This window comes from Streptomyces sp. CoH27 (assembly GCF_020181035.1).
Classification (GTDB): Bacteria; Actinomycetota; Actinomycetes; order Streptomycetales; family Streptomycetaceae; genus Streptomyces; species Streptomyces camelliae.
Genome location: NZ_JAIQYY010000044.1, coordinates 21929 through 30806, shown reverse-complemented (window position 1 = coordinate 30806; position 8878 = coordinate 21929). Strand labels below are relative to the sequence as shown.

6 protein-coding genes and 2 pseudogenes are annotated in these 8878 nt (G+C 69.2%); 6 read left to right on the top strand and 2 right to left on the bottom strand.

Features of this window, described 5'->3' with window-relative positions:
• The coding region (locus tag LE548_RS41295) for a TetR/AcrR family transcriptional regulator (protein WP_225102197.1) at window positions 1-486 on the bottom strand (486 nt) is incomplete at its 3' end.
• A 251-nt stretch (window positions 487-737) separates the two neighbouring features.
• Between LE548_RS41295 and LE548_RS41290 the strand changes: the two genes are divergently transcribed.
• The 3 genes from LE548_RS41290 to LE548_RS41280 all read left to right on the top strand — a co-directional run bounded on the left by LE548_RS41290 (window position 738) and on the right by LE548_RS41280 (window position 5924).
• Window positions 738-3959: a bifunctional cytochrome P450/NADPH--P450 reductase gene (locus LE548_RS41290; RefSeq protein WP_225102196.1), complete on the top strand. Its 3222-nt coding sequence runs from the start codon at window positions 738-740 to the stop codon at window positions 3957-3959.
• A 159-nt stretch (window positions 3960-4118) separates the two neighbouring features.
• Window positions 4119-5165, top strand: a complete 1047-nt coding sequence (locus tag LE548_RS41285; protein WP_225102195.1) for a zinc-binding dehydrogenase — start codon at window positions 4119-4121, stop codon at window positions 5163-5165.
• Window positions 5166-5273: 108 nt separating this feature from the next.
• Complete coding sequence (locus LE548_RS41280; protein WP_225102194.1) at window positions 5274-5924, top strand: TetR/AcrR family transcriptional regulator; 651 nt, start codon at window positions 5274-5276, stop codon at window positions 5922-5924.
• Here LE548_RS41280 and LE548_RS41275 read toward each other — a convergent pair.
• Window positions 5890-6528 carry a TetR/AcrR family transcriptional regulator gene (locus tag LE548_RS41275; RefSeq protein ID WP_225102193.1) on the bottom strand — a complete coding sequence of 213 codons (639 nt, stop codon included), beginning with the start codon at window positions 6526-6528 and terminating at the stop codon, window positions 5890-5892. The two genes, LE548_RS41280 and LE548_RS41275, sit on opposite strands and share 35 nt — an antisense overlap.
• A 111-nt stretch (window positions 6529-6639) precedes the next feature.
• On the opposite strand from LE548_RS41275, the pseudogene LE548_RS41270 reads away from it, so the two are divergent.
• From LE548_RS41270 to LE548_RS41260, 3 genes and pseudogenes are all read left to right on the top strand, one after another.
• Window positions 6640-7404 (top strand): annotated as a pseudogene (locus LE548_RS41270) (acetoacetate--CoA ligase); the annotation flags it as partial.
• A 39-nt stretch (window positions 7405-7443) separates the two neighbouring features.
• A pseudogene (locus LE548_RS41265) lies at window positions 7444-7680 on the top strand (DoxX family protein); the annotation flags it as partial.
• Window positions 7681-7848: 168 nt separating this feature from the next.
• Complete coding sequence (locus LE548_RS41260) at window positions 7849-8553, top strand: hypothetical protein (protein ID WP_225102192.1); 705 nt, start codon at window positions 7849-7851, stop codon at window positions 8551-8553.
• The last annotated feature ends 325 nt before the right edge of the window (window positions 8554-8878 follow it).

Sequence of the window (8878 nt, the reverse complement as noted above, 5' to 3'; positions counted from 1 at the left end):
GCCGTGGGGCTTGAGGGTCGACCACTGGTGGAGTGCGCCGTTGAGTTCTGCGGTGAGGACGCCGATGACGACGGCGACTATCAGCGCGGCGATCTCCGAGACCTCTGACTGCGGCACACCGGCAGCGGCCACGATGGCGGTGAGCGTGGTCCAGAACGGGTCGTCGGGCTGGATGAAGTCCGGCTGGTGGCTGAACGAGTACGCCAGCAGCTTGGGGTGACGGTGCGCCAGGGTCCGGAAGTCCGTGGCGAGCAGGCGGATCCGCTCCTGCCAGGGAGCGTCCTCCAGTGTCACGGTGCGGAACTGCGCTCCGACCATTCTCGTCACGCCGCGCAGCACGGCTTCCTTGTTCGGCACGTGGTGGTACAGCGACATCGGGTTCGCGTCGAGCTCGGTGGCGAGTTTGCGCATGGTGAGCGCCTCGACGCCGTCCTCGTCGATGAGCCGCAGGGCGGCGGCATAGATCCCGGCCTCCGTCAGAGGCACGTCTCTCTTCCTCGTTCCCCGCGGGGGGCGTCTCTCCTTCTTTTCCATACCTCGTACGGTACCAGTTCCGTACACGGTATGGAAATGAGCTTCACCACAGCCCCACCTGGACTCTCGGGGTTGCACTCCACTTTCCGTACCGCGTATGGTTCTAATTCCATACGGCGTATGTTTCCGTATGGCGCCACGGCATCGATCTGCGCAGCGCGCCCTTGCCCACCCCCTCCACCCCCTCCGCAGAGGAGCAAGCCATGACCACGTACTCCGCGAACGACCTTCGCCCCATCCGGTCCCCGCGGGGGATCCCTCTGCTCGGCCACACGCCGCAGATCCCCGACACCAACCCGGTGGAGTACTTCGGTGAGCTGTCCAAGCAGTTCCCCGAGGGCATCTACGGCATGGACATCGCCGGCATCGAGCAGGTCTTCGTCTACGACCCGGACCTGGTGGCCGAGGTCAGCGACGAGACGCGGTTCTTCAAGCAGATCGACAAGACGCCGCTGCACCACATCCGGGACTTCGCCGGCGCCGGCCTGTTCACCGCCCACCAGCACGAAGAGGAATGGGGCAGGGCACACCGGATCCTGCTGCCGGCCTTCAGCCAGCGGGCCATGAGGAACTACTTCGGGCAGATGCTGGAGATCGCCCAGAACCTGGCGGGCAAGTGGGAGCGCCGGGAGGGTCAGCCGGTCAACATCACCGACGACTACACCCGCCTGACGCTGGACACCATCGCCCTGTCGGGGTTCGGCTACCGGTTCGACTCCTTCGACAAGGAGGAGCTGCACCCGTTCCTCAACGCGATGCTGGGCGCGCTGACCGAGTCGATGCGGCGCTCTCAGGAGCTGCCGATGATGACCAAGCTGCGCAGGGCCGATGCCAAGAAGTACGGCGAGAACATCCAGGTGATGCGCGAGCTGGTCGAGAGCGTGATCAAGGAACGCCAGGAGGGCAAGGGCAGCGGTGAGGACGACCTGTTGGGCCTGATGCTGGAGGCCACCGACCCGGAGACCGGCAAGCGGCTGGACGTCGACAACGTGCGTGACCAGGTGCTGACGTTCCTGATCGCCGGGCATGAGACCACCAGTGGTCTGCTGTCGTTCGCCACGTACTCGCTGATGCGCAACCCGCACGTCCTGGCCCAGGCGTATGCCGAGGTGGACTGCCTGCTGCCCGGCGACGCCGTCCCGGACTACGACACGATCATGCAGCTGGACGTCATCCCGCGGATCCTGGAGGAGACCCTGCGCCTGTGGGCTCCCATCCCGATGATCGCCAAGGCGCCCATCGACGACACCGTCATCGGCGGCCGCTACGAGCTGAAGAAGGGCACACGGGTCAGCATCCTCGAAGGCCCGCTGCACACCCACCCCAAGGCGTGGGAGCGGCCCGACGAGTTCGACATCGACCGCTGGCTGCCGGAGAACCGCGCCGCGCAGCACCCGCACGCCTACAAGCCGTTCGGCAACGGCGTACGCGCCTGCATCGGCCGGCAGTTCGCGCTCACCGAGGCCCGCCTGGCCCTGACACTGGTGCTGCAGAAGTTCAAGTTCTCGGACACCAGCGACTACGCGATGGACGTACGGGAGGCGCTGACGCGCAAGCCCGGCAACTTCGAGCTGATCGTCCGCCGTCGTCAGGAGCACGAGCGGACCGTCTTCGGCGCCGCGGACCTGCAGACCGACGACACCCAGGCCCAGGCAGCGGTCAGCGGTGTGGGTGTGAACCTGACGGTGGCGTACGGCTCCAGCCTGGGCTCCTGCGAGGACCTGGCGCGCACCATCGCCGACCGAGGTGAGCGCTCCGGCTTCGGCACCACGCTGGTGAGCCTGGACGAGCTGGGCGACAACCTGCCCACCGAGGGCCTGCTCGCCGTCGTCGCCGCCAGCTACAACGGCAAGGCCCCCGACAACGCCCAGCGCTTCGACGACCTGCTCGCCGCCGGGCTGCCCGAGGGCTCGCTGGCGAACGTGCGGTACGCGCTGCTGGGCGCTGGCAACACCCAGTGGGTGGCCACCTACCAGGCATTCCCCAAGCGGATCGAGGAAGGTCTGCTGGCCGCCGGCGCCACCCCCGTCGTCGAGCGCGGTATCGCGGACGCCGCCGGTGACTTCGACGGCATGGCCACGCGGTGGATGGACACCCTGTGGGCCACCCTGGCCGAGGAGTACGCCGCCGACACCTCCCAGGCCAGCGGCCCTCGCTACGAGGTCCAGCTGCTCACCGAGTCCGACGTGCGCCCCGCCATCGTCTCCGAGCAGGCCTACCCGCTCACCGTGGTCGCCAACGAGGAGCTCGTGGCCGACGCGACCGGCCTGTGGGACTTCAGCATCGAGCCGCCGCGCCCGTCCGCGAAGTCCATCACTTTCGAGCTGCCCGACGGTGTCACCTACGACACCGGCAATCACCTGGCCGTATTCGCCAAGAACGAACTCGCCCTGGTGGAGCGCGCACTGAAGCGGCTCGGCGTCGACTACGACCAGGTGCTCCGGCTCGACCAGCCGACCGGTGGCCGCACCCACCTGCCGGTCGGCACCCCGGTCACCGCCGGCATCCTGCTCACCGAGTTCCTGGAGCTGCAGGACGTGGCCACCCGGTCCCAGATCCAGACGCTCGCCGAGTACACCGAGTGCCCGTGGACCCGGCCGCAGCTCCAGGCGTACACCGCCGACACCCAGGAGGCCGAGGAGCGCTACCAGAAGGAGATCCTCGGCAAGCGCATCTCCGTCCTGGGCCTGCTGGAGCGCTTCCCGGCCGTCGAACTGCCGCTGGCGGCCTTCCTGGAGATGACGGGCCCCATCCGCCCGCGCTTCTACTCCATCTCCTCCGCCCCGTCCGCCAACCCGCGCCATGTGCGCCTGACCGTCGGCCTGCTGGAAGGCCCGGCCCTGTCCGGCGACGGCCAGTACCGCGGCACCTGCTCCGCCTACGTCGCCGGCCTGGAGCCCGGGGACGTCGTCTACGGCTACGTCCGCGTGCCCTCCCCGACGTTCGCCCCGCCCGCCGACCCCGCCACGCCGCTGATCCTCATCGGCCCCGGCACCGGCATCGCGCCGCTGCGCGGCTTCCTGGAGGAGCGGGCGACACAGCACGCGAACGGCACCCAGGTGGGCGCGTCGCAGGTCTTCGTCGGCTGCCGCCACCCGGAGCACGACTACTTCTACCGCCAGGAGATGCAGGACTGGGAGCAGGCCGGCATCGCCCAGGTGCACACCGCCTTCTCCGCGGTGACCGGCCACCCGGCCCGGTTCGTGCAGAACGCCATCGCGAACGCCGCCGACACGGTGTGGCAGGCCATCGAGGACGGCGCGTACATCTACGTCTGCGGTGACGGCCGCCGCATGGCCCCCGCCGTCCGCGAGGCCCTCGCCGCCATCCACCGCCAGAAGACCGGCAGCGACGACGAGACCGCCCAGCAGTGGCTCGCCCAGCTCGAAGCGGACGAGCGCTACCAGCAGGACGTCTTCGCCTGACCGCACAACGCCGTCGAGGCGTGTGACCCCCAGCCGCCGGGAGGCGTGCGGACGTCCTGCCGCCCCCGCACGCCTCCCGGCCCCACCAGCCATTCAGACACCCCAGGGCACCCATGGCCCGAACCACCGGGCCGTGCCGCTCACAGAAAGCAGATCATCATGGACACCATGCTCGCCGGACGCTTCCACCTGGACAGCAGGAAGTTCGCCGTGGAAGAGGTCCCGATCCCCGTGCCGGGCTCGGGCGAGGTCCTCATCGAGGTCAAGGCCGCCGGTGTCTGCCTCTCCGACGTCCACCTGCTCGACGGCTCCCTCGTCCCGCTGTTCGCCACCTCCGACACCATCACCGTCGGCCACGAGGTCTCCGGTGTCATCCACACGCTCGGCCCCGACCTCAAGCGCGGCCTGCCCGTCGGGACCCGCGTCACCCTGGAGGCCGGCAAGACCTGCGGCACGTGCGCCGGATGCGTGCGCCACCGCCCCTGCACCCAGATGCTCACCGCCGGCATCGACTACGACGGCGGCTGGGCCGAGTACGTGATCGCCCGCGAGGACACCCTCATCCCCATCCCCGACAGCCTCCCCTTCGACCAAGCCGCGATCATCCCTGACGCGGTCTCCACCCCCTACGCCGCAGTCGTCGCCACCGCGGGCGTCCGTGCCGCACAGTCCGTCGGTGTCTGGGGCGTGGGCGGAGTCGGCGCGCACAACGTACGCCTCGCCCGCCTGGTCGGCGCCGCCCCGATCATCGCCGTCGACCCGCTGCCCAGCGCTCGCGAGCGTGCCCTGGCCTTCGGCGCGGACCTCGCGCTCGACCCGGCGGCCCCCGACTTCGCCGACCAGGCCCGCGCGGCCACCGGCGGACGCGGCCTCGACTTCGCCTTCGACTGCGCCGGCGTCCCCGCCGTCCGCGACCAGGCCGCCTCCGTGCTCGGCCTGGGCGGCTCCCTGATCCTGGTGGGCATCACACCCCGGCCACTGACCATCACCGAGGGCCTGACCTTCAACTACCTGCAGAAGCAGGTGCGCGGCCACTACGGAGGCTTCCCCGAGTCCGTCTCCGAGCTGGTGCAGCTGACCGCGGCCGGACGGCTCGACCTGGCTCCCTCCATCACCGACCACATCCCGCTCGTCGAGGCCGCCGACGCCGTCCACCGACTGGAGAACAAGATCGGCGACCCGATCCGCCTCATCCTCGTCCCCTGACGCCCGTCAGCAGGACGACAAGCCACCCTGGGCAGGGGTGAGTGGGCGCCGGGGCGTGAGGGGGCACCGGCGCCCACGGCTTTCCGGCAATCGTGGAGAGAAGGAACCATGCAGACGACCGACACCCCGGGCCGTACTGTGCAGCGCAGGGATGCTCACTCCAACCGCCGACGCATCCTCGTGACCGCCCGGCGGAAACTGCGGGAGGACCCGGATGCGAGTCTCGACAGCATCTCTCAGGCGGCCGGCATCGCCCGGCGCACCCTCTACGGGCACTTCCCCAGCCGGCGTGCGCTGATCGCCGCCCTGACACAGGAAGCGGGCCGTGAACTTCGGCAGGCGTTCGCCGCAGCCCGTACCGCGGATGCTGACCCGGTCGAGGCGATGACACGGATGGTGCTGGCGGCATGGACGGTGGGCGACCACTACCGCATGCTCATCGCCTTGGGACGGCGCCATCTGGGAGAGGACGAGATCCGCACCACCCTGGCACCGGCCCGCGCGGAGGCCGTCGCAACCCTACGGCGCGGTCAGCGCGAAGGCGTCTTCGCGGACCACCTTCCCGCACCCGTCCTCGCCCAAGCACTGGAGGCACTCATCCTGGCCCTCGCCGAGGAGAACGCCGCATGCCAGTGGGCGGACCCTACTGGTGAGGCCGCGGCAACCGAGTTCCTCGTCGCCGCTGGCGTGGCACCACAGAGGGCCGCGCTTCAGGTGCAGGAGGTCATCGGGCGAGAGCGGGCAGCGGGCGACGGGTGACCTCGTGGGCGTCGTCCGCAGCGAGGCCGAGCATGCGCAGGACCATCTCGGCCAGGTCGGAGGCGGCCTCGTCGCCGTCGAGGTCCGGGCGGTCCAGCCGGAGAGCCACCAGCGAGAGCAGGGTGCCACCCAGGGCGGACAGGGCGGTGGTCGCGTTGCCGCAGGTGAAACGACCTGAGGCGATGCCGATCTCCAGGTCGCGCAGGGCGCGTGGGGCGAGGCCGCTGTCGGAGTGGATGTGGGACAGGCCGCGGTCGCGCAGGATCCGCATGAGTTCGGGGTGGGAGTCGGCCATCTGGGCGGTGAGCCGGAAGCCGACCGCGACCAGCTCGGCCGGGTCGTCGATGCCTTCCACGCGCTCGTCGATGACCTGCCCGAACTCCTCCAGTGCGTCCGCCACCGCCGCGTCGAACAGCTCCGTCTTCGACTCGAAGTGGTTGTAGAAGGACCCGAAGCCGACATCGGCGCGCTCGGCGATGGCCTGGATGCTTGCGCTCGTGTCCCCGGTTTCCGCGAGGATCTGCCGGGCCGCGCGGACGAGCGCCTGGCGAGTCTCGGCACGGCGTCGCTCGAAGCGGTTCTTGGGCGGGGCTGACGTCGGCATACGGCCCAGTGTAACCACCGCAACGATGACCCTGCCATTACTGATGAGATCCTCAATTATTTGGGCTACATATATTGACGACGAGAAACGGCAGAGTTGGTGATTTCCTCACTGACGTCCACCAGTGGCGGCACAGACGTCGTCTCCGGGCTCGCCGGCAGCGCCCCCACGACCCCCATCTGGGCGGGCGAGCTGTCCGCACCCAACCTCGGCGTGGCGCTCGCGGCGTACGACGGCGCGGGAGCGCCGGTCGTCGATCAGGCCGGCGAACTTGTCGTCACCCGTCCGATGCCGTCCATGCCGCTGTACTTCTGGAACGACCCCGACGGCAGCCGCTACCGAGACGCCTACATCAACGCCTATCCAGGCGTGTGGCGCCATGGCGACTGGATCACCCTCACCTCCCACGGCTCGGTGATCGTCCATGGCCGTTCCGACGCCACGCTCAACCGCAACGGCGTACGCCTGGGCAGCGCCGACATCCACGACATCGTCGAACGCCTCCCCGAGATCACCGAGGCCCTCGTCATCGGCGCGGAGGAACACGACGGCGGCTACTGGATGCCCCTGTTCGTCGTCCCCGCGCCCGGTGTGACGGTGGACGACGGCCTGCGAGACCGGATCCGAGACGCGATCCGCGCCGACGCCTCGCCCCGCCACGTCCCCGACGAGATCCTCGCCGTACCGGCCATCCCGCACACGAAGACCGGCAAGAAGCTTGAGGTCCCGGTCAAGCGCCTCCTCCAGGGCGCCCGCGCCGAGCAGGTCCTCAATCCCTCCGCGGTCGACAACCCCGACCTGATCGCCTACTTCGCCGACCTGGGAACCGAACGCCGCCACGCCCCTTGTCCGCACACCCCCGAGGGCGTCTCGTGATCCTCTCCGCCTCGCTGACCTGTCTCCGCCCACGCCGGCTTCACCACTGCGGCCTACCGGGTCATCGGCGGGTTGGAGCTGGCAGGCGCCGTCGGCGTGGCCCTCGGCCCGGTCGTACCGCTGTGCGGTGCCCTGGCCGGCATCGGGCTGCTGATGCTGCTCGCCGGTGCCGTGATGACGCACGTGCGCAAGGGCGACGGGCTGTCCAGACTCGTCCCGGCGGTGGCGTGCGCGGCCCTGGTTGCCTGGTATCTCGTGTTCCTTGCCGACGTGTGATCCGTACCGAGGGGTTGTCGGCGGCACCTTGCGGCGCAGGACCCACCCTGCCCGCCGACTGCTGTGAGCAGGCGGGGTCCCACGTCCGTGACGAGGCCGTCCTGGCCTCCGACCATGCGTCACTGAGTCCTCTTAGCGAGACCACGGTGGGGCTGGCACACTGATTCTGTGGTTCCGCTGATGGTCGCGGCGGATCAGAATGCGTCCTCGTCACTTACAGGCGCCAGTGTTGTGTCGGCCTGCGCACTGGTCTTCACCGTCGCGTCGTTCTGGTGGCTCAACGCCCGACAGGGGCGCCTGAAGGCGTGGGAGCCTCATTCGTTCGCGGCGATTGTCCACGGCTCCATGGCACGCCTGCGGCTTCCGCTCGTCTTGCACAACACCGGCCCCAAGCCGATCGTCGTGCAGGACCTCATCCTGACCTTCCCTGATGAGCCCGCCTCTCATCTGCCGCTCCTGTGGGTGTCCTCCCCGTCTCGTCTCCAGCCGGGGCCGGACGAGGAAGCGAAGCTGCCGGCCGGATTCGTTGTGGCCGGCAGAGAAGCGCAACAGCTCTTCGTCGAGTTCGAGGCACCGTTTTCGGGATTTCTCCCGGAGGCTCGTAATTACAAGGCCCAGATACAAGTGAGGGTTGGCCATCGCAAGGGATGGCGCCCCCTGCTGACGTTCACCTTGCGGGCCGCCAACATCCTTGATCCCGATCGGTACACCGTCTACAACAACACGCCTCTCGAACTGACGAAGGAAGACCAGAAGAGGGCAGACGCTGCGCTCCGGGAGTTGTTGGACGAGGAGGGGGACGCATCCGACCCGGGCAAGAGGAAGCGGCGGGACTCTCCGAACGACGATGGCAACACCGGTACGGATCGGTAGAGAGTGCGCAGCGACGCGTGGCAAGCATGGGCTGGTCGCCGAGGTCGCCGAGGTCGCCGAGCGCGACGCGGCAGCGATTGACCCGCTCGCCCTGCGATTCGGTGCGGTGGTGGAGCGCAGGCCGCCCGAACGGCTGCGTGCCGAGATCAAGGCGGTCCGCGAGGCACAGGATGCGGCGGAACGTGGAACCGCCAAGGCGCGCCGGGATCAGAGGAAGGCCCGCCGGGAAGCCATGACGGAGGCACGCGGGAAGGCACTCAAGCAACAGTTCGAAGGCCCCGCCGCCTCTCGCTCACACGCTATCGCGCAGGGTCAACTTCCCGGT